Annotated in this window: 24 protein-coding genes; all 24 read left to right on the top strand. The window is 42.4% G+C overall.

Translation table 11 applies throughout. The annotated features are described in order from the left end of the window. The first annotated feature begins 17 nt into the window (after window positions 1-17). The 24 genes from ftsE (at window position 18) to G628_RS0111390 (ending at window position 25,651) form a co-directional block, all read left to right on the top strand. Window positions 18-758, top strand: coding sequence for a cell division ATP-binding protein FtsE (gene ftsE / locus G628_RS0111505; RefSeq protein WP_051199175.1), 741 nt, complete (start codon window positions 18-20; stop codon window positions 756-758). Further along, window positions 748-1,644, top strand: a complete 897-nt coding sequence (ftsX, locus tag G628_RS0111500; RefSeq protein ID WP_026656589.1) for a permease-like cell division protein FtsX — start codon at window positions 748-750, stop codon at window positions 1,642-1,644. Before ftsE ends, ftsX begins: the two co-directional genes overlap by 11 nt. 86 nt (window positions 1,645-1,730) lie before the next feature. Continuing rightward, complete coding sequence (locus G628_RS0111495) at window positions 1,731-2,897, top strand: murein hydrolase activator EnvC family protein (RefSeq protein ID WP_051199174.1); 1,167 nt, start codon at window positions 1,731-1,733, stop codon at window positions 2,895-2,897. A 23-nt stretch (window positions 2,898-2,920) separates the two neighbouring features. After that, the gene (locus G628_RS0111490; protein ID WP_026656590.1) at window positions 2,921-4,198 is read left to right on the top strand and encodes a S41 family peptidase; all 1,278 of its coding nucleotides are present in this window, start codon (window positions 2,921-2,923) and stop codon (window positions 4,196-4,198) included. Between the two features lie 103 nt (window positions 4,199-4,301). After that, window positions 4,302-5,090, top strand: a complete 789-nt coding sequence (locus tag G628_RS0111485; RefSeq protein WP_027209204.1) for a PP2C family protein-serine/threonine phosphatase — start codon at window positions 4,302-4,304, stop codon at window positions 5,088-5,090. Next, window positions 5,087-6,064 carry a serine/threonine protein kinase gene (locus tag G628_RS17310; RefSeq protein WP_034500871.1) on the top strand — a complete coding sequence of 326 codons (978 nt, stop codon included), beginning with the start codon at window positions 5,087-5,089 and terminating at the stop codon, window positions 6,062-6,064. The genes G628_RS0111485 and G628_RS17310 overlap by 4 nt, the downstream gene beginning before the upstream one ends. Next, window positions 6,061-6,297 carry a hypothetical protein gene (locus G628_RS0111475; protein WP_026656593.1) on the top strand — a complete coding sequence of 79 codons (237 nt, stop codon included), beginning with the start codon at window positions 6,061-6,063 and terminating at the stop codon, window positions 6,295-6,297. Before G628_RS17310 ends, G628_RS0111475 begins: the two co-directional genes overlap by 4 nt. Window positions 6,298-6,374: 77 nt before the next feature. After that, window positions 6,375-7,307: a glycosyltransferase family 2 protein gene (locus G628_RS0111470; RefSeq protein ID WP_027209203.1), complete on the top strand. Its 933-nt coding sequence runs from the start codon at window positions 6,375-6,377 to the stop codon at window positions 7,305-7,307. A 3-nt stretch (window positions 7,308-7,310) separates the two neighbouring features. Further along, window positions 7,311-8,447: an ATP-grasp domain-containing protein gene (locus G628_RS0111465; RefSeq protein WP_027209202.1), complete on the top strand. Its 1,137-nt coding sequence runs from the start codon at window positions 7,311-7,313 to the stop codon at window positions 8,445-8,447. Window positions 8,448-8,575: 128 nt separating this feature from the next. Next, a complete protein-coding gene (gene uvrB / locus G628_RS0111460) occupies window positions 8,576-10,567 on the top strand; it encodes an excinuclease ABC subunit UvrB (RefSeq protein ID WP_026656596.1) in 1,992 nt (663 codons plus the stop codon). Between the two features lie 46 nt (window positions 10,568-10,613). After that, window positions 10,614-13,490, top strand: a complete 2,877-nt coding sequence (gene uvrA / locus G628_RS0111455) for an excinuclease ABC subunit UvrA (RefSeq protein ID WP_051199183.1) — start codon at window positions 10,614-10,616, stop codon at window positions 13,488-13,490. A 262-nt stretch (window positions 13,491-13,752) separates the two neighbouring features. After that, window positions 13,753-14,745: a rod shape-determining protein gene (locus tag G628_RS0111450; protein ID WP_026656599.1), complete on the top strand. Its 993-nt coding sequence runs from the start codon at window positions 13,753-13,755 to the stop codon at window positions 14,743-14,745. A 68-nt stretch (window positions 14,746-14,813) separates the two neighbouring features. Beyond that, complete coding sequence (locus G628_RS0111445) at window positions 14,814-15,644, top strand: flagellar hook-basal body protein (RefSeq protein WP_026656600.1); 831 nt, start codon at window positions 14,814-14,816, stop codon at window positions 15,642-15,644. An 88-nt stretch (window positions 15,645-15,732) separates the two neighbouring features. Next, a complete protein-coding gene (locus G628_RS0111440) occupies window positions 15,733-16,563 on the top strand; it encodes a flagellar hook-basal body protein (RefSeq protein ID WP_027209200.1) in 831 nt (276 codons plus the stop codon). Between the two features lie 16 nt (window positions 16,564-16,579). Beyond that, window positions 16,580-16,990: a hypothetical protein gene (locus G628_RS17305; RefSeq protein WP_051199173.1), complete on the top strand. Its 411-nt coding sequence runs from the start codon at window positions 16,580-16,582 to the stop codon at window positions 16,988-16,990. A gap of 46 nt (window positions 16,991-17,036) precedes the next feature. After that, on the top strand, window positions 17,037-19,298 hold the full coding sequence (locus tag G628_RS0111430; RefSeq protein WP_027209199.1) for an ATP-dependent RecD-like DNA helicase: 2,262 nt from the start codon (window positions 17,037-17,039) through the stop codon (window positions 19,296-19,298). Next, entirely contained in the window at window positions 19,282-20,049 is a 768-nt protein-coding gene (locus G628_RS0111425) for a ComF family protein (protein WP_051199172.1), read from the top strand. The genes G628_RS0111430 and G628_RS0111425 overlap by 17 nt, the downstream gene beginning before the upstream one ends. A 19-nt stretch (window positions 20,050-20,068) precedes the next feature. Next, entirely contained in the window at window positions 20,069-20,476 is a 408-nt protein-coding gene (locus G628_RS0111420; RefSeq protein WP_026668320.1) for a flagellar protein, read from the top strand. A gap of 9 nt (window positions 20,477-20,485) precedes the next feature. Beyond that, the gene (locus tag G628_RS0111415; RefSeq protein ID WP_026656605.1) at window positions 20,486-20,881 is read left to right on the top strand and encodes a hypothetical protein; all 396 of its coding nucleotides are present in this window, start codon (window positions 20,486-20,488) and stop codon (window positions 20,879-20,881) included. A 1-nt stretch (window position 20,882) separates the two neighbouring features. After that, entirely contained in the window at window positions 20,883-21,824 is a 942-nt protein-coding gene (locus tag G628_RS17300; protein ID WP_034462151.1) for a hypothetical protein, read from the top strand. A gap of 16 nt (window positions 21,825-21,840) precedes the next feature. Then, on the top strand, window positions 21,841-22,701 hold the full coding sequence (gene cdaA, locus G628_RS0111405; RefSeq protein WP_027209197.1) for a diadenylate cyclase CdaA: 861 nt from the start codon (window positions 21,841-21,843) through the stop codon (window positions 22,699-22,701). Continuing rightward, a complete protein-coding gene (locus G628_RS0111400) occupies window positions 22,698-24,023 on the top strand; it encodes a YbbR-like domain-containing protein (RefSeq protein ID WP_026668322.1) in 1,326 nt (441 codons plus the stop codon). Before cdaA ends, G628_RS0111400 begins: the two co-directional genes overlap by 4 nt. 14 nt (window positions 24,024-24,037) lie before the next feature. Continuing rightward, window positions 24,038-25,387, top strand: a complete 1,350-nt coding sequence (gene glmM, locus G628_RS0111395) for a phosphoglucosamine mutase (RefSeq protein ID WP_026656609.1) — start codon at window positions 24,038-24,040, stop codon at window positions 25,385-25,387. Then, the gene (locus G628_RS0111390; protein ID WP_026656610.1) at window positions 25,388-25,651 is read left to right on the top strand and encodes an HPr family phosphocarrier protein; all 264 of its coding nucleotides are present in this window, start codon (window positions 25,388-25,390) and stop codon (window positions 25,649-25,651) included. The last annotated feature ends 80 nt before the right edge of the window (window positions 25,652-25,731 follow it).

The following is a 25,731-nucleotide window of genomic DNA, read 5'->3' as shown; positions in this document are numbered from 1 at the left end:
AATTTCGGGGAGATGCTATGGAAAAAGGATTTAGAAAGACGAAATCGGGTAGGCAGATACCCGAAGGCGAGGTTATTACCCTCGACCATGTGACGAAGTCGTATTCATCGGGTGCACCGGCACTTAACGACGTCACTCTTCACATTAAAAAAGGCGAGTTTGTATTCATCGTAGGAGATAGCGGATCCGGTAAATCTACGCTCATTAAGCTTCTTTTGAGAGAACTTGTTCCTACAAACGGTGAAATTACGGTTTTGGGTTATAACCTGAATAAGATTAAGCACAGTAAGATTCCAAAGTTTAGGCGTAATCTCGGAATAGTGTTCCAGGATTTCAGACTTCTTAAGGATAGAAATGTATACGAAAATGTAGCATTCGCCCAGAGAATTGTCCAGACATCCACCAGGGAAATAAAGAGAAATGTTCCTTCTATACTTGCGACAGTCAATCTTGCGGGTAAGTATAAGAGCAAGATAAATCAGTTGTCCGGAGGAGAGCAGCAGAGAGTTGCTCTCGCAAGAGCGCTTATCAACAAGCCAACGATTCTTTTGGCCGATGAGCCGACCGGAAATCTTGACCCCAATAATTCATGGGAAATAATGAAGCTTATGGAAAAGATCAATGAAAGCGGCACAACTGTTATTGTTGTTACACACAACAGAGAAATAGTAAATGCCATGAAGAAGCGAGTTATAACCATGAAAAAGGGTGTTATCATAGAAGACGAGGAAGAAGGTACATACATCGATGAGGATTAATAGTTTCTTTTATACCATTGGACAGGGATTTAAGAACTTAGGTAGAAATAAATGGTATACCCTTGCTTCTATTGCAACAATAGGCGCATGTCTATTCCTGTTCGGTCTGGTTTTTTCAATAATCAACAACATTCAATATTTTGTTCATACGGCAGAGGAAGGCGTCTCTGTTACTGTTTTCTTTAACGAAGGAGTAAATGAAGATCAGATTCTTGCAGTAAAATCAGATCTTGAGAAACGTCCGGAAGTAAGAGAGATCAATTATATAGATCCCGAAGCTGCATGGGAAGATTTCAAGAAGGATTATATCGGTGAGTATACAGACGGATTTACCGAGAACCCTCTTGCAGATTCCGCCAGCCTTGAGATTTATCTTAATGATGTTTCAATGCAGGCAGCATTGGTTACATACATAGAGAGCCTTGATGTTGTCAGAACAGTCAACAGATCTGAGATCACCGCTGATACACTTAGCGGACTCAACAAGCTTATGGCGTATGTTTCTATGGGAATTATAGTAATTCTCTTGCTTGTTTCGATTTTCCTTATCAGCAATACGGTAACTATGGGTATTGCTGTCAGAAAAGACGAGATAAACATTATGAAATATATCGGAGCGACGGATTTCTTTGTAAGAGCACCTTTCGTGGTAGAGGGCATCATTATCGGAATTATCGGTTCGCTCATACCATTACTGATTCTCTATTATGTATACGGTAGCGCAATTGATTATGTTCACACCCAGTTTGCAATGCTTTCAAATATTTTGCCGTTCCTGCCTGTTGAGAAGATATATAACGAACTCGTTCCCATATCTATGGCAATAGGAATCGGAATAGGCTTTTTGGGTAGCTTTACAACAGTCAGAAAACATTTGCATGTGTGATCAGGTTATTAGAAGGAAGATCAGATAAGTTGAACAGATTACAAAAAGGCACGCTTAAAGGGATATTTCGAGTGCTGGCTTGTTTCATGATCATGGTATTTACTTTTGAAGCCAATGGTATTATAGTGTCGGCAGAGGTCACGGAAGAAAGTATTAAAGCCAAAAAAGATCAGATCAAAAAGCAGAAAGAACAGCGAGATAGCCTGAATACAGCTAAGACCGATCTTGAAAAGTTAAAACAAGGGCTTGAAAAAGATAAGTCGGATCTAAAAAAATATATCTCAGAACTTGATGCTTCCTTGACAGAGATACAGAAGAAGATAGATGCTCTTAACGATACTATCGGGCAAAAAGAGGCTGAGATCAAGAAGACGGGTGAAGACTTAGAAGAAGCGGAACGCACTCAGGAAGCTCAATATGATGCCATGAAGAAGCGAATAAAGTTCATGTATGAGCGTGGAGATAAGCTTTACTTTGAACTTTTTGCGGGCACGGGAAGTTTTTCCGATATGCTCAATAAGGCTGAGTATATTGAGATGATCGCTTCTTATGACAGAAAAAAGCTCAACGAATATGTGGCGACTACTGAGCTTATAGCGCTCAATAAACAGGCTCTTGAGGAAGAAAAAGAAACTCTCGATCTGGCAAAGTCAAATAAAGAGGAAGAAGAAGGCAAAATGCAAACTCTTATTGACGCCAAGGGAGTTGAGCTCAATAATGTATCGACGGATATTAAGAGCAAAGAGGCTGCTATCGCTGAGTATGAGGCGGAGATAAAGGCTGAGAACGCAACGATTGCTGCTCTTGAAAAAGAGGTAGCTGCGGATGAGGCCGCATTAAACAGCAGACATAAATACGACGGCGGAATGTTTACATTTCCTTGTCCGAATTATTCCAGAGTATCCGATGAATTTGGAATGAGAATCCATCCAACACTTGGAATACAAAAGATGCATAATGGTGTGGATTTTGCAGCACCTGCAGGATCGGCCATTTTGGCGGCCTATGCCGGAACGGTGGTTGCCGCCGACTACAACGGGACAATGGGTAATTATATAATGATCAATCATGGAGACGGTCTTTATACAATCTACATGCATTGTTCTGCACTATATGTTTCCAAGGGACAGGATGTCACAGCCGGAACCAGGATTGCTGCAGTTGGTTCGACCGGAAGATCGACAGGTAACCATCTTCATTTCGGAGTAAGACTTAACGGAGCGTATGTTAGTCCATGGAATTATCTAAAATAAAAGCGGACAGGAGATAAAGAACATTGGAAAACGAAAATATCGAGAACAATGAACTGGCCAAAGAGCCGGTAAGTAATGAAACGGAAGCGGATAAGAAGCTTAAAAGAAGGTTTATAAGCGGAATCCTCATCGGAGCACTTTGCGCACTTTTTGTTTTTTCAGCAGGTGCTATCATGTTTATTTTGACAACGGGAGTTCGTTCCGGTGGTCAGAACGAAAACGGAGTTCTTAACAGTGAAACGATCAAAAAGGTTAAGATGCTTGAGAATCTCGTTGATACCAATTACTATAAGGACGATGTGGATAAGGCTACTGAAGCCGAGGGAATATACAAGGGTCTTATAGAATCTTTGGGAGATCCCTATTCTGTTTATTACACGGCGGACGAACTTGAAGAGCTCAAGGCTGTGACTAAGGGCGTTTATTACGGAATCGGCGCATATGTCGGAATGGATCAGGAAAAAAATGTGCCTGTAATAACGGGCGTTATGGAAGGAAGCCCTGCTGCTGACGCAGGTCTCATGGAAGGCGATATCATCGCTGAAGTCGACAAAGAAAGTATACAGGGGCTTACCCTTGATGAAGTTGTTGCCAAGATTAAGGGCGAAAAAGGAACTTCCGTACATCTCACTCTGGTAAGAGACGGATCTGTTGAGAATGTTGAAGTCGATGTTATCAGAAATGAGATACAGGTTCCGACAGTTACGACCGAACTTCTTAAAGACGGAATCGGATATCTTAAGATCTCAGAGTTTGATGAGATCACAACGGATCAGTTCACTGAGGGACTTGCAGAGCTTCGTGCAAGCGGTATCAAGGGACTTATGATCGACCTTAGAAGTAATCCCGGAGGAAACCTCGTTACTGTTTGCGATATAGCAAGACAGCTCCTTCCTAAGGGCAATATCGTATATACTGTGGACAGAGAAGGTCATCAGCAGAATTATACCTGCGACGGAACACGTCAGATAGACATTCCGGTTGTTGTTCTCATTAACCAGTACTCAGCAAGTGCTTCAGAAATACTTGCAGGTGCAATTAAGGATTACGGAATCGGTAAGCTTGTAGGTGTTAAGTCTTTCGGAAAAGGAATCGTTCAGAGTGTATTCGATCTTAATGACGGAACTGCCGTTAAACTTACTGTAAGTGATTACTATACTCCCAACGGCTACAACATCCATGGAATAGGAATCGAACCGGATGTTGAGGTTGAACTTGATATTGAGAAGGCTCAGAGAGACAAGATTGACAATCAGAAAGAGAAGGCAATCGAAGTCATGAAGGAGCTTATTGACAAATAAAAAAATAAATAGTATTATCTGAACCTGTGCTAAATCTTTGGCACAGGTTTTTATTTTCTTACTCATTTCGAGTAGTATTTCCATTTTTGAAAGCAGGGAAGTTATGAAAGTCAAAGCGTGTATTTATACCGATGCGGGTAGAAAACGTAAGGTAAACCAGGATTCTGTGCTGGTGAAAGTTGCAAATTCAGAGAAACTTGGAAGAATCTCTTTTGTCGCGGTATGTGACGGAATGGGAGGTCTGCCGAAGGGGGAGGTTGCAAGCTGTAAAGTGGTCAGGTCGCTTGAAAACTGGTTCCATGAGGAGTTGTCTCTTATGCAGGACCTTGAGGCGGACAGACTGTGGGATGTGATAGAAGTATCGTGGCGAAGACTTATTGCAAGGATTGGTGGAGAATTAAGAAGATATGCGAAGCACAGGAAGATCAACCTTGGAACGACGCTGACAGCTCTTTTGCAGATAGGCGACAGATACATGATCATGAATATCGGAGATTCCAGAATATATGCTGTTTCAAAGGGGGATGTAATAAAGCTTACGAAAGATCACAGCGTTTTGCAGAAAAAACTGGATGAAGGAAAAATTACGGAGAAAGAAGCGTTAAATGACAGGGAAAAGAGCGTGCTCCTAAGATGTCTTGGTTCAATGAAAACTCCCGAACCCGATATAACACGAGGAACTTTTAAAAATGATTCTACCGTGATAGCGTGTTCGGACGGATTCTGGAGAACAATGGAAAAGACTGAGCTTTACAGTATGCTTTGCCCGCAGATGTGCGTTACATCGGAGGATATGCTGGATGCATGTAAAAAGCTTGTAAAGACAGCATACGACAGAAATGAAACGGACAATATATCTGTTGCGGCGCTTTGTATGGAGCTTGGTGCATGAAAGATATAAAAAGATACAGGATAATAAAGAAAATCGGAGAGGGCGGAACAAGCGCAGTCTTTGCGGCACGTGATATGCGTACCGGCAAAAAGGTGACGGTAAAAGCTCTTAAGAAGGAGAGTTTCAAGGCAAAGTCGTCTTTGGAAGATGAGGCGTTAATGTTAAAGAGGTTCAATTATCCGGGAATACAGAAACTTGTAGATTATGAAGAAGGATTTATGGTCATGCAGTATATCGCGGGAAACAGCCTTTCGGAGAAACTTCGGATGAACGGAGTTTTTTCCGAGAAAGAGACCGTTGGAATCGCTATTGAGCTTATCAGGATACTTAAGTATCTTCACGGATTGCGGGAACCAGTAATATACAGGGACCTTAAGCCTGCGAATATCATTATCGGCAAGGACGGAAAGGTGCATCTGATAGATTTCGGAGCGGCGAGGATCTATAGAAAAGGCGAAAAGTCCGACACATCTTATCTTGGAACCGTGGGATTTGCGGCGCCCGAACAGTACGGGACTCTGGGCCAAACAGATCCAAAAACGGATATATATTGCTTTGGGATGACTCTTTTGCAGATGACAACGGGGATAGATATCAAGAACGAAGCGGCACTTGAAAACTTTAAGCTAAACGGAGCGCCGGGACTTTCAGGCGATTTCGTGAAGATAATAAATAAATGCATAAAGCCAGGGCGCGATGACAGGTTCAGATCCTGCGGAGAGATAGAGAAAGCTCTTTTGGACAGTATTGTGAAAAGAAAACGTGACATTGTTGTCAGATATATAAAGAGAGGCGTCGCAGTAGCGGTCGTTGCTGCGACAATGTCGGGAGTAATCTTGTACGCGGAACCTGTCATGAATTACGTTGGGAGCGATGCAAAAGAGCGCGTGCCCGCATTTAATGGACGATTATATAATGCAAAAGAGAGAATAGCTGAATTTATTGATAAAGAATTTTTTCAGGAGGGGAAATGATTATTTTTTTATACACATTCGGAGTGATCTTTATAGGAATCATGATGATACTGGGACTTGCAAGTCTGCTTACGAAAGGCGGTGCAAAGCCTGAAATACCTGAGGGAGATGCGACTGCCGCAATGTGCACGACGCAGCTCCTGGATCATATCGATACAAAGAGGAATACTTTTTGCGATGATTTCGTGATTGAACAGGATATGGTCTATACATATGATTCGTTTAATCTTTGATTGTAATATGATAAAATATCCTATGTTGGTTTCATATTTATAACTATGAAATTCAAAAAGAAAACACGAGGATATTTATGGATATTTCAGTAGTTATCCCTGTATACGGATGCAGGGAGGCGGTACCCGAACTATATAAGAGGCTTGTTGCAACGCTTGAAGATGCAGGAAAATCCTTTGAGATAATCATGGTGGACGACCATTGCCCACAGAAATCGTGGGAAGAGATCGAGAAGCTCTGCGTTAAGGATAAGCGCGTTGTGGGAATAAAACTTTCAAGGAACTTTGGACAGATGCGTGCGATAACCGCAGGTCTTGAGAAGTCGACAGGAGATCTTGTTTCTGTAATGGACTGCGATCTTCAGGACAGACCTGAGTTTTTGCCACTGTTTTTGGACAAGATAGAGGAAGGTTACGATATTGTATATTCCAAGCGAAAAGAAAGAAAGGATACCTTTATTGTAAAAGCTTTATCAAGATCTTTTTACGCTGTATATAATAAGCTCTCAGACATGAAGTACGACTTCGAGGTGGGTAATTACAGTGTTGCCAAAAGAAAAGTCGTAGATTCTTTTCTTAAGATGAAAGAGCAGACCAGAGATTACATCATGTTCCTCATGTGGCTTGGCTATAATGACACAACCATCGAGCTTGAGTCGGATGAAAGATTTGCGGGAAAGTCGTCATATACTTTCAGCAAAAAAGTTAATCTTGCGATCAGCCTTATTACCGCGCAGTCCAACAAGCCGCTGTTTATGGCGGTTAAGTTGGGATTTGCACTTTCATGTGCGGCATTTATATTTTTGATCTATCTTGTTATCAGAAATTACGCTGTGAGAGATCTGGATATAGGCTGGCCTTCGGTCATTGCATCGATATATATGATGGGCGGACTTATGCTGAGCGCCTTGGGAATAGTCGGGATATACATCGGAAATATCTTTTCCGAGAGTAAAGGAAGACCTATTTATATTATTGACAAAATGCTTAACCGACACGAAGAGGAGTAGTATATGAAAAAACTGGCGATCATCGGCGCTTCATATCTTCAGAATCCGCTGATTTTAAAGGCAAAAGAAATGGGACTTGAAACTCATGTGTTCGCATGGGGCGTTGGAGATGTAGGCGAAGCTACGGCCGATTTCTTTTATCCGATAAGTATTGTTGAAAAAGAGGCTATCTGTGAGAAGTGCAAAGAGATAGGAATTGACGGAATATGCAGTATTGCATCCGATCTTGCGATGCTCACTGTAAACTATGTTGCAGATAAGATGGGGCTTTCGGGCAATTCGCTTTCATGCACGTACAAGTCGACCAATAAGTTTGCAATGAGAAATGCCCTTACGGAAAAGAATATTCCGTGCCCTAAATACGTTTTGGCTGATGACTCGGTCAATGTTGATGAGCTTGGATTTGAATATCCGATAATCGTAAAGCCCACGGACAGATCCGGAAGCAGAGCTGTTACAAAGCTTAAGTCAAAGTCTGGAATCATGGCTGCGATAGCATCTGCAAGAGATGTGAGCTTTGAGAAGACCGCGATCATCGAGGAATTCGTTGAGGGAAAAGAGTACAGTGTTGAGTGTATCTCATACAACGGGAAACATACACTTCTTGCCGTGACCGAGAAGTTCACAACGGGAAGCCCGAATTTCATCGAGACCGGACACTTTGAACCTGCACCTGTAGATGAAAAGACTTATGAGAACATCAGAAACGTCATATATGGCGCACTTGATGCGCTTGAGATAGAGAACGGCGCGTCACATTCCGAGATTCTTATCCGCGAAGACGGCGTTATAAAGATTGTCGAAATTGGCGGGAGAATGGGCGGCGACTGCATCGGAAGTTCACTTGTGCAGCTGACTACCGGCATTGATTTTGTCAAAGCAGTCATCGATGTGGCTCTTGGAAACGTGCCCGACCTCACTTCCGGTAAGAAGCACATCGCAGCGGGAATCAAGTTTGTTTTCTGCCGGGAAGATGCCGATTATTGTCAGGAGATTTGTTCAAAATATCAGGATCTTGTTATTGAGAGTAGTGTTGAAGAGATTACCGACAGAAAAGTTGTGGACAGCTCTTCCAGATTTGGATATTTCATTGTTGCGGGCGATGATGCGAAGCTGGTTCGGGATATTGTGGCGAAGTGAATATTGCGAACATGTGTTCAAGTTTTTATAGACGCGTGAATTCTGAAATGATATACTGTAACAGCGGTATATCATTTCTTTTTTGTTTGATAGAAGATACTTATCAAATTATCGAGGGGAACTGAGATATGGATTTCAAATTACACTCTGAGTTTAAGCCCACAGGAGACCAGCCCCAAGCAATAGAGGAGTTGGTTAAGGGGTTTAAGGAAGGCAATCAATTTCAGACTTTACTTGGTGTTACGGGATCGGGTAAGACGTTCACTATGGCAAATGTCATAGCGGCGCTAAATAAACCCACGCTGATCATCAGCCACAATAAAACTCTTGCAGGCCAGCTCTATGGCGAGATGAAGGAGTTTTTTCCCGAAAACGCAGTTGAGTATTTTGTATCCTACTACGATTACTATCAGCCTGAAGCGTATGTTCCTCAGACAGATACATATATTGCAAAAGACTCGTCGATAAATGATGAGATTGATAAGCTCAGGCTTTCGGCAACGGCGTCACTTTCGGAGAGGAAGGATGTTATCGTTGTTGCCAGCGTATCTTGTATATACGGACTTGGAAGCCCTGATGAATTTAAGGGAATGTCAATTTCACTTCGCCCGGGAATGCAGAAGGATAGAGACAAGACGATAGAAGAGCTTGTTGCGATACAGTATACGAGAAACGATCTTGAGCTCGGAAGATGCAATTTCAGGGTAAGAGGCGATACGATAGAGGTTTTTCCTGCTAATGCGGATGATTATCTGATAAGGATAGAGTTCTTTGGCGATGAGATAGACAGGATTACTGAGATTGAACCTGTCACAGCTAAGGTAAGAAGCGAGCTTTCGCACGTTATGATCTATCCTGCTTCACACTATGTTGTTCCTCAGGAGAAGATCAACATGGCGTGCGTTGAAATTGAGAAAGAGCTTGAGGAACAGATCAAGTTCTTTAAGGGAGAGGACAGACTTATTGAAGCCCAGAGAATCTCTGAGCGAACCAATTTTGATATAGAGATGCTTAAGGAGACGGGCTTTTGCTCGGGAATTGAGAACTATTCAAGACACCTTAACTTTATGGCACCTGGTGAACCGCCGCTTACTCTTTTGGACTTCTTTGACAGAGATTTCCTGATAATCGTTGATGAGTCGCATATGACGATTCCGCAGGTCGGTGCCATGTATCACGGAGACAGGAGCAGGAAACTTACGCTTGTTGATTATGGATTCAGGCTTCCGTCTGCGCTTGATAACAGACCGCTAAATTTTGAGGAGTTCGAATCGCACATTGACCAGATGCTCTTTTGCTCCGCTACTCCGGGAAAATATGAGGAAGAGCATGAACTTCTAAGAACCGAGCAGGTAATAAGGCCTACGGGACTTCTCGATCCCGAGATTTCCGTACGCCCTGTTGAGGGACAGATTGACGATCTCATAGGTGAGATTCGTACAGAGATAGATAAGAAGAATAAGGTTCTTGTGACTACGCTCACCAAGAGAATGGCTGAGGATCTGACGGAGTACCTTGCAGAGTCGGGAATAAGGGTAAAATACCTTCATTCCGATATCGATACGCTTGAAAGAGCTGAGATAATCAGAGATATGCGTCTTGATGTCTTTGATGTTCTTGTCGGAATCAACCTTTTGAGAGAGGGACTTGATATTCCTGAAATATCACTTGTTGCGATAATCGATGCGGACAAAGAGGGATTTCTTCGTTCGGAGACGTCGCTTATTCAGACAATCGGACGTGCTGCGCGTAATGCGGAAGGACACGTTATCATGTACGCCGATAATATGACGGAGTCGATGCAGAAAGCTATCGATGAAACGGCGAGAAGACGTAAGATACAGGAAGAATACAATAAGGAACACGGAATAACTCCGCAGACAATAAAGAAGGCGGTAAGAGAGCTTATCGCAGTTACCAAGGCTATCGCCAAGGAAGAAGTTAAGTTTGAAAAAGATCCTGAGGCAATGGATAAGGATGAACTTGAGAAACTTATCGGACAGGTTCAGAAGAAGATGAAACGTGCGGCCACAGAGCTTGACTTTGAAACGGCGGCGACACTCAGAGACCAAATGATTGAACTCAAGAAAATATATAATGATCTGACGGAAGGTAAATAACCTGAGATAGGTGACAGGAGATAAATATATGCCGGATAACAGTAGAATGACAAAAAAGAATACGACAGCAAAGAGAATTCTTCCCACGGATATTCATGATTACATCAGAGTCCGCGGTGCAGATGAACATAATCTTAAGCATGTGAGTGTTAAGATCCCGAGGGAGACTCTGACAGTTTTTACGGGACTGTCGGGATCGGGTAAGTCTTCACTTGCTTTTGATACTATTTTTGCGGAAGGTCAAAGAAGGTACATGGAGTCGCTTTCATCTTACGCAAGAATGTTTCTGGGACAGATGGATAAGCCTAATGTCGAGAGAATCGAAGGACTTTCTCCTACAATCTCGATTGACCAGAAGTCCACTAACAAGAATCCCAGATCGACTGTGGGAACGGTTACCGAGATATACGATCATTTCAGATTGTTGTATGCAAGAATAGGTATACCGCACTGTCCGAACTGCGGAAGAGAGATAAGAAGACAGACGGTTGATGAGATGTGCGACCAGATTATGGCTCTCGGTGACGGAACCAAGCTCCAGCTTCTTGCACCTGTTGTAAGAGGCAAAAAAGGTGAGCATGCCAAGACTCTGGACAGGGCAAAAAGAGCGGGTTATGTCAGAGTAAGAATTGACGGAAGTCAGTATGAGCTTTCTGAAGAAATCAAGCTTGATAAGAACATCAAGCATAACATAGAAGTAATAGTTGACAGAATTGTCATAAGAGATGACAACGAGAATCTAAGGAAGAGACTTGCCGATTCAATAGAGAGTGCCCTGCAGCTTGCGGAGGGACTTCTTACTGTTGATGTGGTGGATGGAAAAGAGCTTAATTTCAGCCAGAATTTTGCCTGCCCCGATTGCGGGATCAGTATTCCCGAGATTGAACCCAGAAGTTTTTCGTTCAATAATCCTTTCGGAGCCTGCCCTGACTGTGCGGGACTTGGATATAAGATGGAGTTTGACGAAGATCTCATGATCCCCGACAAGACTCTTTCAATAAATGACGGATGTATCGTTGTTATGGGATGGCAGTCTGCAAATAAGGAGGGAAGTTTTAGTAATGCGACTTTGAAAGCGCTTGCCAAAGCTTATAAATTCAGCCTTGATACTCCTTTCTGCGATCTTCCCGAGAAGGTAAGACATATGCTCATACACGGAGCTGACAAGACTGTCAATGTTCACTACAAGGGTTCAAGAGGTGAGGGTGATTACCCGATTCTTTTTGACGGACTTATCAAGAATGTTGAACAGAGATACAGAGAGACTTTTTCTGAGACGGCGAAGGCTGAATATCAGGAGTTTATGAGAATCACGCCCTGTCAGCTTTGCGGCGGACAGAGGCTTAAGAAGGAATCACTGGCGGTTACCATAGACGATAAGAATATCTATGAGATCACATCAATGTCGGTTGATGAACTTCAGAACTACCTTGAAAATCTCAAACTTAGTGAGCATCAGGAACTTGTCGGTGCACAGGTTCTGAAAGAAATCAGGGCGAGAGTGGGATTTCTTGTGGATGTAGGATTGGGTTACCTTTCGCTTTCGAGAGCCGCGGGAACACTTTCAGGCGGCGAGGCACAGAGAATAAGACTTGCTACACAGATCGGTTCGGGTCTTTGCGGAGTATGCTATATCCTTGATGAGCCGAGTATCGGACTTCATCAGAGGGATAACGATAAGCTTCTTAATACGCTTAAGAATCTCAGAGACCTTGGAAATACTCTTATTGTAGTAGAACATGATGAAGATACTATGAGAGAGGCTGATTATATCGTCGATGTGGGACCGGGAGCGGGCTCAAGAGGCGGTAAGATCGTTGCTACGGGAACTGCCGAAGATATCATGAAAGTTGAGGAGTCGATAACCGGCCAGTATCTGGCAGGCAAACTTAAGATCGACGTTCCGGAAGTCAGAAGAGAGCCGAAGGGATGGCTTAAGGTGCTAGGTGCGAGTGAGAATAACTTAAGAAATATAGATATTGATGTTCCGCTTGGCGTACTTACCATAGTTACGGGAGTTTCGGGCTCCGGAAAGAGCTCTTTTGTCAATGAGATACTCTACAAGCATCTTGCGAGAGATCTTAACAGGGCTAGATGTATACCCGGAAAACACAAGGGAATTGAAGGGCTTGAGCAGGTTGATAAGGTCATTGCTATAGATCAGTCGCCTATCGGAAGAACTCCGAGATCAAACCCTGCGACATATACGGGCGTGTTTGATATGATAAGGGATCTTTTTGCAGGTACCCCCGATGCGAAAGCAAGAGGATACAAGAAGGGAAGGTTCTCGTTTAACGTTAAAGGCGGAAGATGTGAAGCCTGCGGCGGTGACGGAATTATCAAGATTGAAATGCATTTCCTTCCGGATGTATATGTTCCGTGTGAGGTCTGCGGAGGAAAACGTTATAACCACGAAACTCTTGAAGTCAGATATAAAGGAAAGAATATTTATGATGTCCTTGATATGACGGTTGAAGAGGCGCTTACTTTCTTTGAGAATGTTAAGACGATTAAGAGAAAGATACAGACTCTTTACGATGTGGGACTTGGATATGTTAAGCTTGGACAGCCCAGTACAGAGCTTTCAGGTGGTGAGGCGCAGAGAATAAAGCTTGCGACGGAGCTTAGTAAGGTGGGAACGGGCAAGACAGTCTATATTCTTGATGAGCCTACGACGGGACTTCATTTTGCCGATGTTCAGAAGCTTGTGAAGATAATGCATGAGCTGGTAGAACAGGGAAATACGGTTGTTGTTATCGAGCATAATCTGGATGTCATCAAAACAGGAGATTACATCATAGATATGGGACCCGAGGGCGGTTCGGGCGGCGGAACGGTTGTTGCGTGCGGCACGCCGGAAGAAGTTGCTAAGTGTAAGAAGTCATATACCGGAGCATACATAAAAAAGATGTTGAAAAAATAATGATTAGTTTTAGTATGGTATTTCACGAAATGCGCGTAATTTAGGTGTTTTCAAAACTCTTTTTTGAGCACATGGCTAAAATACTTAAGATTTTAACAGGATACTTAAGTTTTGATAGGAAATGTCCGATATTAATAGAGGTAGCCCCTTTTAAATCTTTATAAGATGGTTTATAATGGCAATGTATTATTAACATTTTTTATTATCCGCACTTATGCGCTAAAATAAATGACACACAGTTTTGAAAGGGGTACCTTAAATTATGCAGTATGCAGACATCGGAATTGATTTAGGAACGGCATCTGTTCTCGTTTACATAAGAGGCAAGGGAGTAGTTCTTAAGGAACCTTCTGTAGTAGCTTATGACAGAGACACAGAGGAAATCAAGGCAATCGGTGAGGATGCGAGGCTTATGCTTGGCCGTACACCCGGTAATATTGTTGCCGTAAGACCTCTGAGACAGGGAGTTATCTCTAACTACAAAATCACTGAGCAGATGATGAGATACTTCATTAAGAAGGCTATCGGAAGGAAAATTCATAGAAAACCTTTTATCGCTGTATGTGTTCCCAGTGGAGCTACGGAAGTAGAGAAGAAAGCCGTAGAAGATGCTACAAGACTTTGCGGTGCGAGAGATGTTAAGACTATCGAGGAACCTATTGCAGCAGCGATCGGAGCAGGAATTGATATTACAAAGCCTTGCGGAAACATGATCGTTGATATAGGTGGAGGTACATCTGATATTGCAGTTATCTCACTCGGCGGAACGGTTGTAAGCACATCCGTTAAGGTCGCAGGAGATGATTTTGATGAGGCAATTGTTCGTTACATGAGAAAGAAGCACAATCTTCTTATCGGTGACAGAACTGCCGAAGATATAAAGATTAAAATTGGTTCAGCTTATCCGAGACCGGAAGATGATTTCCTGGATGTAAGAGGACGTAACCTTGTTACAGGTCTTCCCAAAACTGTAAGAGTATCTTCTGAAGAGACAGAAGAGGCACTCAGAGAGCCTACATCTCAGATCATCGAGGCTATTCACAGCGTTCTTGAGAATACACCTCCGGAACTTGCAGCGGATATTGCTGACAGAGGAATAGTTCTTACAGGTGGCGGAGCACTTCTTCGCGGACTTGAGGATCTTATCTATTCCAAGACCGGAATCAATACTATGACAGCAGAGGATCCTATGACAGCGGTTGCCATCGGAACCGGCCGTTATGTAGAGTTTATTGTAGGTTATCATCAGGATTGATGATCTGCGATAATATATATCAAGGATTGAACTATAAAGAATAACCAGGACGGTATGAGGGAAAGAGAATGGTAAAAGGTCTTTATACTGCTTACACAGGAATGATCAACGAGCAGCACAGAATGGATGTGCTGACCAACAATCTTGCCAATGCCAACACAAACGGTTTTAAGAAGGAAGGCACAACATCACAGTCTTTCAGTGATCAGCTTGCGCTTAAAATTAAAGATTATACTGATGCCCCGTTCACTGCGCGTGGACTGGGCATTATTAATCCCGGTGTAAAGATTGGCGAAGGCTATGTTGATTGGTCCGAAGGTCCCATGAAAGAGACCGGAAACAAATATGACATGGCTATCGGCGGATATGGTTTCTTTGGAATCGAATATACGAACAAGGCTAAGAATATTGAGAGAGATCTTCCGAATCAGACCAATATAATGTATACCAGAGACGGTAACTTTACGGTTACAGCTGAGGGAGAGCTTGTTACTCAGGACGGGGACTTTGTTCTTTCACAGGACGGAGGACATATTGAACTTGATCCGTCACTCCCCGTAGAAGTCAGCATGAACGGTAATATCGTGCAGGACGGTGAGGTTGTTGCCCAGATTGGAATATTTGATTTTGAGAAGACAACATATCCTGACGGACGTATCTCATATGACAATCTTGAGCACTACGGAGAAAATATGTATATTCCCGTAAACGGAGCCAATCCTATAGAGGGAACGGGACGTGTTTACTCGGGATTTTTGGAGCAGTCAAATGTTTCTGTTGTTGATGAGATGGTAAACATGATCGCGGTTCAGAGAAACTACGATACAAACCAGAGAATGATCACAACAATCGATGATACACTTGATATTGCTGCAAATCAGCTTGGCAGACTTTCATAATTTTTTGATCGATTAAAAAATTTATACTTTTTTTATAAAGTATCACGGCCTTTGTGTCGATACATACCAAAGAGAGGGAGGTATGTCTATGGTTAGAAGTTTATGGTCAGCGGCAACAGGAATGAATGCCCAGCAGACAAACGTAGATACTATATCGAACAACCTTGCAAACGTTAATACAGTCGGATATAAAGCTCAGGGAGCACAGTTTAAGTCTCTTTTGTATCAGGAGCTTCAGACAGTTACAACTACAGCAAACGGCGAGCCTAAGCCAACCAATTCACAGGTAGGTCTTGGTACCCGTACATCTTCAATAAATCAGTTCTTTAAACAGGGATCTTTGCAGAACAACGAAAATCCTGCAGCTCTTGCTATAAGCGGTGACGGTTTCTTCGCTTACACAGCAGCTGACGGAGAGACTGTTCAGTATACCAGAAACGGTAATTTCACATGGGCTCTTCAGGAGACGGGCGGAACAACTCTTGAGCTTACAACAGCTGAAGGTAATCCGGTTCTTGGAATTGACGGCAATCCTATCGTGGTTGACGGAAATGCCTTAGCGAGCAGAATTGAGATTGGCGGAGACGGTAAGATCTATTATCCCGATGATGAGAGCGTTCCTCAGGCAATCGGACCTCAGATTGGCCTTTGGCAGTTCCGTAACAGGGAAGGCCTTGAGAGAGTGGGCGGAGCAGCTTGGCAGGAGACTGTAGCAAGCGGAGAACCTATTCTTGAAGCTGAGGCAGCCGGAGAGGTTAAGCTTAGCACAATTGAACAGGGATATCTTGAAGGCTCCAACGTTAATGTTGCAACAGAGATGGTAAATCTTATCGTTGCACAGAGAGCTTACGAGATGAACTCAACAGCAATCCAGACGACAGACGAAATGATGCAGACTGCAAATGGTCTTAAGAGATAATTGATGGAGAATAGCCATGGCAGGATTTGATATCAGTGGTATAAATGCAACGGGCATAACTGAATATGCGATGCGTGAGAGTAAGAATGCCTCTACAGAAGCTCTTAAAAATAAGCTCGAGCAGACAAACGAGAAGTCTTCCGATGACGAACTTTGGGCTGCATGTAAAGGCTTCGAGTCGTATTTCTTAGAGCAGATATTTAAGGAGATGCAGAAGTCTGTAGATGCTCTTAAACCTGAAAAGTCAGATAATTCAACATCTACTCTGGTTGATTTTTTCAAAGATCAGACACTTCAGGACGTATGTGCTACATCTGTTGATAAGCAGAGCAACGGATTTGCTCAGATGCTCTATGAGAATCTCAAGAGAAATTATGACATTCCGGAGGCTACGACTGAGAATAATACAGAGGGATCCAATTCTTAAGAAATCTTAAGAATCGGATCCTTTTTCTTATGCTATACTATTCACTATGGAAAAAGAAAACGTTAAGGGATATATTGAGCATTTTATTTACAGAAATGCGGAAAATGGATATTCGGTGGCTAATATTGTCACGGAAGATGATGAAATCACCTGCATAGGGAATTTCAAGGATGCGGATGTCGGAGATACTTTGGAGATGGAGGGAGTGTATGTTGAACACCCTGTCTACGGCCATCAGCTCAAAGTGGATTCTTATAAGATAGTTGTACCTGACGACGCGGTCTCAATGCAGAGATATCTTGGATCCGGAGCGATAAAGGGAATAGGAGAAGCCCTTGCCGCAAGGATCGTCAAAAAATTCGGGTCGGATACATTCAGAATAATAGAAGATGAGCCTGAAAGACTTGCTGAGATCAAGGGAATCAGCGAGAAGAAGGCAATTGATATATCTATCCAGATGGCGGATAAAAGAGAGATGCGCGATGCAATGATCTTTTTGCAGCAGTATGGAATAACAAATGCTATGGCAGTTAAGATATACAACAGGTACGGAACTCAGATTTACGGGATTATTAAAGAAAATCCGTACAAGCTTGCGGATGACATAGCCGGAATTGGATTTAAAATAGCAGACGATATTGCTGAAAAAGTTGGCATTTGCGTAGATTCAGAGTATAGGATCAGGAGCGGTATCATGTACACTCTTTTACAGGGGACGATGGATGGAAATACTTATCTTCCTATGAAAGAGCTTGCATATAAGACATCGCTTCTTTTGCAGAATAGTCCGGAGGATGTAATTGATACGGATGACATAATGACGCAGATCCAAAACCTTATCATGGACCAAAAACTTGTGTGTAAGGGTGAAGACAATGTGTACGCATCGTCTTATTTCTATGAGGAACAGGGATGTGCGGCTATGCTGCACGGTCTTAATATATCGGAAAAGATCGGCCCTCAGGAAGAGGAGCTTTATAAAAAACGCATCTTGGAAATTGAGCACAAAAAGGGAATCGAGCTCGACGACCTTCAGAGAGATGCGGTCATAAAGAGTATTGCAAACGGAGTGGTAATAATAACCGGAGGACCCGGAACAGGTAAGACCACTACTATTAATACAATAATAAACTACTATGCTTCGGAAGGACTTGATATCATGCTTGCAGCACCCACAGGACGCGCAGCTAAGCGTATGACTGAGGCTACAGGGTACGAAGCAAAGACGATTCACAGGCTTCTCGAAGTTACAGGTCAGGTCGAGGATGATGACGAGAGGCGTCAGGGCGTAAAGTTTGAGAGGAACAGAGATAATCCGCTTGAAACGGATGCGCTTATAATCGATGAGATGTCCATGGTTGACACACATCTCTTTAACGCGCTTCTAAGGGCGCTTGTGCCCGGAGTTCACCTGATACTTGTTGGTGACAGTTCACAGCTTCCGAGCGTAGGACCGGGACAGGTTCTCGGGGATCTGATATCAAGCGGCAAGTTTCCTACGATCTTTCTTAAGAAGATATTCAGACAGGCGGAAGAAAGTGACATTGTAATGAACGCTCACAGAATCCACAGAGGAGAGAAGCCTGTTCTGGATAATAAGAGTAAGGATTTCTTTTTCTTGGAGAGAAATGACGCTGATGTCATATATAAGCATATGATCCAGCTCATAAGGGATAAACTTCCCGGATATGTCAAAGCTTCGCCATATGACATTCAGGTTCTTACGCCGATGAAAAAAGGTCCGCTCGGTGCGATACAGCTTAACCTCGTTCTTCAGAAATATCTGAATCCGCCTGATTCTTCCAAGAAAGAGCATGCATACGGTGACCTCATCATAAGAGAGGGCGACAAAGTAATGCAGATAAGGAATAATTATCAGGCTAAGTGGGAAGTTGTCGGCAAATATAATATTCCTGTCGATTCCGGAATGGGCGTGTACAACGGAGATATGGGAATTGTCAAAGAAATAAATGAATATTCTCAGGATATCGTAGTGGAATTTGACGAACACAGAAGAGTAAGGTATCCTTTTTCCGAGCTTGATGAAATAGAACTGTCTTATGCAATAACGATACACAAGTCCCAGGGCAGTGAGTATCCGGCGGTCATTTTGCCTATTCTCGGCGGACCCAGGATGCTTCTTAACAGGAACCTTCTCTATACGGCTGTTACAAGAGCCAGGAGCACGGTCTGCGTCCTCGGAAGCAGTAAGACGCTCTGCGAAATGACGGAAAATGAAGAGCAGCTTAAGAGATATACGGGACTTGCGGATAGGATAAAAGAAATATTTGATGCAGACAGTAACTAAAGAAATAAAAGACATATTTTGTGTGGTAAAAGAAATTGTATACCCCGGAAGATGTCCTGTATGCGACGGAATATTAAATACTTTTGAGATTAGAAACGGCAGGATAAAAAGAGGGCGTCTTATTCATGAAGACTGCATAAAAAAGATCAAGTTTGTAAAAGCTCCGACATGCATAAAATGCGGAAAAGGACTTACGGGTGCGGATGCTGACAGAGAGTATTGCGATGACTGCGCAAAAATGAAGCATGCGTACGACAGAGGCTTTTCTCTTTTTCAATATAGGAGTGTTTCCGGATCTGTTTACAGATTCAAGTATATGGGAAGGCAGGAATATGCGGATTTTTATGCAAGGGCAACCCAAAAGGCTCTTGGGAAGAAGCTTTCTGGTCTTGGCATAGATCTGATAGTGCCTGTTCCCATGTACGCGCGCAAAGAGGCAGAGAGAGGATACAACCAGGCTGAGGCCTATGCAAGGAAAGTGTCTGAAATGCTTGATATACCAATGAAAGCAGACCTCATACAAAGAACCAGAAACACTTTGCCCATGAAGAATCTGGATGTCCGCGGGCGGCGCAATAATTTGAAAAAGGCTTTTAATATACAACGAAATGATGTAAAATTTAAGTGCATACTTATTATCGATGACATCTACACAACGGGAAGTACCATTGATGAGATTGCCCGTTTGTTAAGATTGGCCGGAGCTGAAAAAGTTTATTTTTTAACACTCGCAATCGGGCAAACTACATAGTCTAGCGGAGGTTATGTATATGAACTTACGAAATTGTTCCAGATGTGGCAAAATGTTCAATCATATCGGTGGCCCTACGATATGCGATCAGTGTAAGAAGGCTATTGAAGAGGATTTCCAGAAGGTTAAGCAGTACATCCAGGATAATCCCAGCGCCAGTCTCAGGCAGATCGCAGACGATAATGAGGTTTCCTCTAAGCAGATTCAGCAGTGGATACGTGAAGAGAGGCTTATGTTTTCAGAACACTCACCAATTCAGCTTCAATGCGAGAATTGTGGAGCGTCAATTTTAACAGGAAGATTCTGTGCTAAATGTAAGACATCAATGGCAAACAATCTGGCGACCAGCTTCTCAAAGCCTAAACAGGTTATGCAGGAGCAGATTAAGAAAGACAACAAAGCCGGAATGCGTTTCCTGGATACTTAAGGAGCAAAGATGTTAAATGAAGAGAAAGTCATTTTGATGACCAAGATGGCTGCATTTATTGATCGTGAAGGAAAAAATAATGACGCGATAAACTCTTATTTTAAGAGTGATTACGTGGCTTTTAATGTTATAAAGTCGCTTATTAGTGCAACGATTGTTTTCGCAGTATTTATCGCTGCATATGTTTTATACGATTTTGAAAAAGTGTTATCTGATGTATATAATACGGAAAATCTTATTGCAACCGGCAGGAGGTGGCTAATATACTACCTCCTGCTTGTTGGCGTGTATTCGCTTGCTTCATATATAATATATTCTTATCGCTATTCCAGAATGCGAAGGAGTATGAGAGCATATTATGAAAATTTAAAGAAACTGGCAAGAATGTACGAAAAGGAACAGTGACATGACTTCATTATTGGAATTAAAGATTTATATCAAAAAATTTTATATTAAAAACGAGGTTTACATTAGCTACGCGTGGAAATTCCTTTTGGCACTTATCACAATCTGCATAATAAACAGCAAATTGGGATATATGGACAGCCTTAAGAATTTTGTGATAGTTCTGATGGCATCGCTGCTGTGTTCTATTCTCACGCCTAATTGCATAGTATTTATCGCGGCGTTATTTATCACGGGACATCTTTTTGAATTGTCTTCGGAATGTGCACTTTTCGCACTTATAGTGTTTGTGCTTATGTTCCTGTTGTATTTCAGGTTTTCGCCTAAAGATACACTTGCGGTTCTTTTGACCCCGCTGTTTTTCTTTATGCATATACCGTATGTGATGCCTTTGGCTATGGGACTTTTGGGTGGACCTACATCAATGGTATCCGTATCATTCGGACTTATCATTTCATATATGCTTGCGTTCTTCTCCAAGAACTCACAGTCTTTCGGAAGTGAGGGTGTGGAGGAAGCTGCAAATGCATTCCAGTCTGTAATAACAGGATTGTTGGGTGATAAAGCAATGCTCGTTTCGATAGTTGCATTTTCAATAACTATCGCTATTGTATACGCTATCCGCAGATCTTCTGTTGATAAATCATGGAAGATTGCAATTATTGCCGGAGCAGTTTCACTTATTATGTGTACTATGATCGGAGATCTTATCTATGATACACAGATGTCGCTCGGCGGAGTTGTTGTCGGAACAATTATTTCCGCACTTCTTATGTTTGTGGTTGAGTTTTTTGCATTCAATCTGGACTACAGCAGGACTGAGAAAGTTCAGTTTGAAGATGATGAATATTATTATTATGTAAAGGCGGTACCAAAGGTTACAGTTTCTACGCCGGAAAGGAAGGTTAAGAAGATCAACCGTGCAATGGATCAGCACAGGTGATTTTTAAAGGATTGATATGGAAACAGTTCAGCAGTTTTTTGATCTTGAAGCGTTTCGTATACCTTCCGTGAGACCTACTGATATTCTGGAGATACTTATTATCGCGTTTCTGGTTTATCATGTTTTGTTGTGGGCAAAAAACTCCAGACTTTGGTCAATGCTTAAAGGCGTAATAGTCATTATTGCATTCATCTTGTTTGCGGAATTTTTCCAGATGAATACAATATTGTGGATTGTTGGAAATTTCTTTAACGTTATCATCATAGTAGTAGTTATTATATTGCAACCTGAGCTTCGAAGAGCGTTGGAAGAACTTGGAAGAAAAAACTTCTTCTCCAATGCATTTTTCTTCGGAGATATGAAGTTTCAGGAGCGTTTTTCTGATAAGACACTTAATGAGATTGTAAGGGCCTGTGTCGAAATGTCAAAAGTTCGTACGGGAGCACTTATTGTTATTCAGCAGGATTTTTCACTTGCTGAATTTGAGAGAACGGGTATAGCTGTTGACGGAATTGTTACGAGTCAGCTTCTTATAAATATTTTTGAACATAACACACCTCTTCATGACGGTGCTGTAATAATACGCGGAGACAGAGTTGTATCCGCAACATGTTACCTTCCTTTGTCAGACAACATGGGAATTGGTAAAGAACTTGGAACCAGACACCGTGCTAGTATCGGTGTATCTGAAGTGACTGATTCACTTACTATCATTGTTTCTGAGGAAACAGGAAAGATAAGCGTTGCATATGAAGGCGAACTCGATAAATCTGTTGACAGTGACAGACTAAGAGACAGGCTTAAGGTTTTGCAGAACAAGCATGCGGAAGAAACGCATATTAAGCACTTTGCCAGAAAGGCCAGGGTGAAGAGATGAAGAAGATCATGTCAAATTTTGGGCTTAAGCTTGCTTCGCTGGTATTTGCTGGTGTTATATGGTTGTCTGTGACAAATAATCAGGACCCTCAGATTTCAAGGCAGATCAGAGATGTTCAGGTCAAGATTGTCGATAACAGTAACTATTTAAAGAATAATAATCTTGTCGGATGGGCAGTGGATTCATCAGATCTTAGCCAGAGCGTAAAGGTCAAAGGAAAGAAATCTATAGTTGATACATTGACCAACAATGATATAAAACTGGTAGCGGATTTAAAAAATTTGCCTGTTCAAGGTACCGACAGCACAGTAAGAGCAATACCTATTGAAGCGGTGGTAGAGAACAACAACGGTACTGATATCGTAGATATAGAATTAAGCAACGATAAGTTGGAGTACAACGTTGAAAAGAAGATAAGCAAGACGCTTGAACTCAAGCCTGTTCAGATCGGACATCCCGATGATAAATATATTGTCGGTGATAAAGCAATTGAGCTTGATCAGGTTAAGATAGAAGGCCCCGAATCGGTGGTCAACAATGTTACGAAAGCAACAGCGGAGATAGATGTAGCGGGACTTACACGTACAATGAACGTAACCGCCAATATCGTACTTCGTGATAAGAATGATGAAGTTGTCGAGACAAATGATGTTGATGCTTCACGTGTAAAGATCATAAATAATAATGGAAAACCCACTGTAAGGGCGGAAGTTGAGATACTTGAAGGTAAATTTGTGCCGATCAGGTGTGTTGTATCGGGAGAACCCGCAGACGGTTATGCGGTTACCGGAACAGTGAGCACGCCTGATAAGGTTCAGATAGCAGGTGATTCAAAAGTTATATCTAAGATAAAAGAGATCACGATAAACGACTCTGAGCTTGATATAGCGGGTAGGACACAGGATCTTAACTATACCGTGGAACTTGATAAATATCTTCCCGACGGCGTTCGTTTCGGAGAGGATTCAAAAGCAAAAGCAACGGTAGTGGTAAGTATCGGTAAGCTATCATCCAAAAACTTTGCGGTTGATATAAAGAATATTGGTGTTGAGAACCCTGTTCAGGGATATGATATTAAAGTTGATACCAATGAATATGATTCCGTAGCGCTTACTCTTCTTGGTTTGGATTCTGCGCTTGCGGCTGTTGATGAGAATGCTTTGAAAGGTTCCGTTGACGCTACGCAGTTAGTCAAAGAAAACGGCACAGAAACACTGAGAGACGGTGTTTACAGTGCAAAAGTTAAATGGAACAACCTTCCTGAAGGAGTTAAAGCATCGGACGACGTTGAAGTATACGTTCGTGTTAATAAAACTAATTAAATGAGGTTATTACGATGGGCAGATTATTTGGAACAGATGGTGTAAGAGGCGTAGCAAATGATGAGTTGACACCGCTTCTTGCAATGCAGCTTGGACAGGCAGGAGCCTATGTTCTTTCAAAAGAAGTTAACCACAGACCAACCATAATGGTGGGATGTGATACAAGATTATCGGGAGATATGCTTGCAAGTGCACTTATGGCAGGTGCATGTTCTGTAGGTGCAGATGTAGTAAATGTAGGAGTTATCCCTACTCCCGCCGTTGCATATCTTACAAGAAAATACAGAGTTGATGCCGGTGTAGTTATTTCGGCTTCACATAATCCGATGGAATTTAATGGGATAAAGTTTTTTGATGCAAATGGTTATAAGCTTCCTGATGAACTTGAGGATGAGATTGAGGCACTTATAAAGAACAATATGGAAGGCGTTAAGATGCCTACAGGTGCCGGAGTCGGCAAAATCAAGAACAGAAGTGATGCAAAAGAAGAATATATAAATCACAATCTTAGAGCAGTTGATATCAGCCTTGCAGGAATGAAAATCGTAATGGACTGCGCAGAGGGTGCTTCGTATTATACTTCTGTTGAGGCAATAAGACAGTTAGGCGCAGAAGTTGTAGTGATTCACAACAATCCCGACGGAACCAACATTAATGCGGGATGCGGTTCAACTCATATGGAAGAGCTTATGGGAAGAGTTGTTACCGAGAAGGCAAATATCGGACTTGCTTTCGACGGAGATGCTGACAGATTCCTCGCTGTTGATGAAAAAGGTAAGATGGTCGACGGTGACGAGATAATGGCTATTATCGGTAAGTTTATGAAGGATAACGGTAAACTTGCCAAGAATACAATCGTTGCCACTGTAATGAGTAACCTTGGATTCTTTAAGATGGCAGAGAGAGAAGGCATCCAGGTGGATAAGACTAAGGTCGGTGACCGCTATGTGCTTGAGCATATGAAAGAAATCGGTGCGAACCTTGGTGGAGAGCAGTCGGGACATATCATTTTCCTTGATGACAATACTACCGGAGACGGTCTGTTGTCGGCTTTGCATCTTCTTGAAGTTATGGTAGTTACAGGCAAACCGCTTTCAGAGCTTTCGCAGGTCATGGAAGTAATGCCTCAGGCATTGGTAAACGCGCATGTTCCTACACACAAGAAAGATGCGTTCATGGAATATCCGGAGATTGCAAGTGCTATAGCAGAACTTGAAAAAGAATTTGCGGGAGACGGAAGAGTGCTTATAAGACCTTCGGGAACAGAACCGCTTGTAAGAGTAATGATCGAAGGTAAGGAGCAGACTAAGATTGATGAAGAAGCTAAAAAGCTTGCGAAGTTGATCGAGGAGGTTATGTTATAAATGGTTAGTAAGAAGGTAGTCATTACAAACCCTACAGGTTTGCACTTGAGACCTGCGGGAAATCTTTGTAAAGTGGCTATGAATTTTAAATCACATATAACTTTTTCGTACGGTGACAATGTTGCCAATGCAAAAAGTGTTTTGAGTGTTCTCGGCGCTTGCGTTAAATGCGGCGACGAACTTGAGTTTAATTGTGAAGGCCCCGATGAAGAAGAAGCCATGAGTGCAATGGTTGAAGCAATCGAGGGAGGACTTGGCGAATAAGCCGTACATGTGATAATATATGTCACATGCGCAGATTGACAAGAATATAAGGCGGACGGCAGTTATGCCGTCCGTTTGCT

Source organism: Butyrivibrio hungatei NK4A153 (assembly GCF_000424465.1).
GTDB lineage: Bacteria > Bacillota > Clostridia > Lachnospirales > Lachnospiraceae > Butyrivibrio > Butyrivibrio hungatei_A.
Note: the sequence above shows the minus strand (reverse complement) of the source record. Positions and strands in the feature narration are given on the sequence as shown.

Excerpts from the sequence above, each read along its gene's own strand:
- G628_RS0111400 (WP_026668322.1), top strand. The coding sequence starts at position 22,698 with ATGAAGAAGATCATGTCAAATTTTGGGCTTAAGCTTGCTTCGCTGGTA.
- G628_RS0111390 (WP_026656610.1), top strand. The coding sequence starts at position 25,388 with ATGGTTAGTAAGAAGGTAGTCATTACAAACCCTACAGGTTTGCACTTG.
- glmM (WP_026656609.1), top strand. The coding sequence starts at position 24,038 with ATGGGCAGATTATTTGGAACAGATGGTGTAAGAGGCGTAGCAAATGAT.
- G628_RS0111450 (WP_026656599.1), top strand. The coding sequence starts at position 13,753 with ATGCAGTATGCAGACATCGGAATTGATTTAGGAACGGCATCTGTTCTC.
- G628_RS0111470 (WP_027209203.1), top strand. The coding sequence starts at position 6,375 with ATGGATATTTCAGTAGTTATCCCTGTATACGGATGCAGGGAGGCGGTA.
- uvrB (WP_026656596.1), top strand. The coding sequence starts at position 8,576 with ATGGATTTCAAATTACACTCTGAGTTTAAGCCCACAGGAGACCAGCCC.
- G628_RS17305 (WP_051199173.1), top strand. The coding sequence starts at position 16,580 with ATGGCAGGATTTGATATCAGTGGTATAAATGCAACGGGCATAACTGAA.
- G628_RS0111430 (WP_027209199.1), top strand. The coding sequence starts at position 17,037 with ATGGAAAAAGAAAACGTTAAGGGATATATTGAGCATTTTATTTACAGA.
- G628_RS0111415 (WP_026656605.1), top strand. The coding sequence starts at position 20,486 with ATGTTAAATGAAGAGAAAGTCATTTTGATGACCAAGATGGCTGCATTT.
- G628_RS0111465 (WP_027209202.1), top strand. The coding sequence starts at position 7,311 with ATGAAAAAACTGGCGATCATCGGCGCTTCATATCTTCAGAATCCGCTG.
- G628_RS0111495 (WP_051199174.1), top strand. The coding sequence starts at position 1,731 with ATGATCATGGTATTTACTTTTGAAGCCAATGGTATTATAGTGTCGGCA.
- uvrA (WP_051199183.1), top strand. The coding sequence starts at position 10,614 with ATGACAAAAAAGAATACGACAGCAAAGAGAATTCTTCCCACGGATATT.
- G628_RS0111425 (WP_051199172.1), top strand. The coding sequence starts at position 19,282 with ATGCAGACAGTAACTAAAGAAATAAAAGACATATTTTGTGTGGTAAAA.
- G628_RS17300 (WP_034462151.1), top strand. The coding sequence starts at position 20,883 with ATGACTTCATTATTGGAATTAAAGATTTATATCAAAAAATTTTATATT.
- cdaA (WP_027209197.1), top strand. The coding sequence starts at position 21,841 with ATGGAAACAGTTCAGCAGTTTTTTGATCTTGAAGCGTTTCGTATACCT.
- G628_RS0111475 (WP_026656593.1), top strand. The coding sequence starts at position 6,061 with ATGATTATTTTTTTATACACATTCGGAGTGATCTTTATAGGAATCATG.
- ftsE (WP_051199175.1), top strand. The coding sequence starts at position 18 with ATGGAAAAAGGATTTAGAAAGACGAAATCGGGTAGGCAGATACCCGAA.
- G628_RS17310 (WP_034500871.1), top strand. The coding sequence starts at position 5,087 with ATGAAAGATATAAAAAGATACAGGATAATAAAGAAAATCGGAGAGGGC.
- ftsX (WP_026656589.1), top strand. The coding sequence starts at position 748 with ATGAGGATTAATAGTTTCTTTTATACCATTGGACAGGGATTTAAGAAC.
- G628_RS0111420 (WP_026668320.1), top strand. The coding sequence starts at position 20,069 with ATGAACTTACGAAATTGTTCCAGATGTGGCAAAATGTTCAATCATATC.
- G628_RS0111440 (WP_027209200.1), top strand. The coding sequence starts at position 15,733 with ATGGTTAGAAGTTTATGGTCAGCGGCAACAGGAATGAATGCCCAGCAG.
- G628_RS0111485 (WP_027209204.1), top strand. The coding sequence starts at position 4,302 with ATGAAAGTCAAAGCGTGTATTTATACCGATGCGGGTAGAAAACGTAAG.
- G628_RS0111445 (WP_026656600.1), top strand. The coding sequence starts at position 14,814 with ATGGTAAAAGGTCTTTATACTGCTTACACAGGAATGATCAACGAGCAG.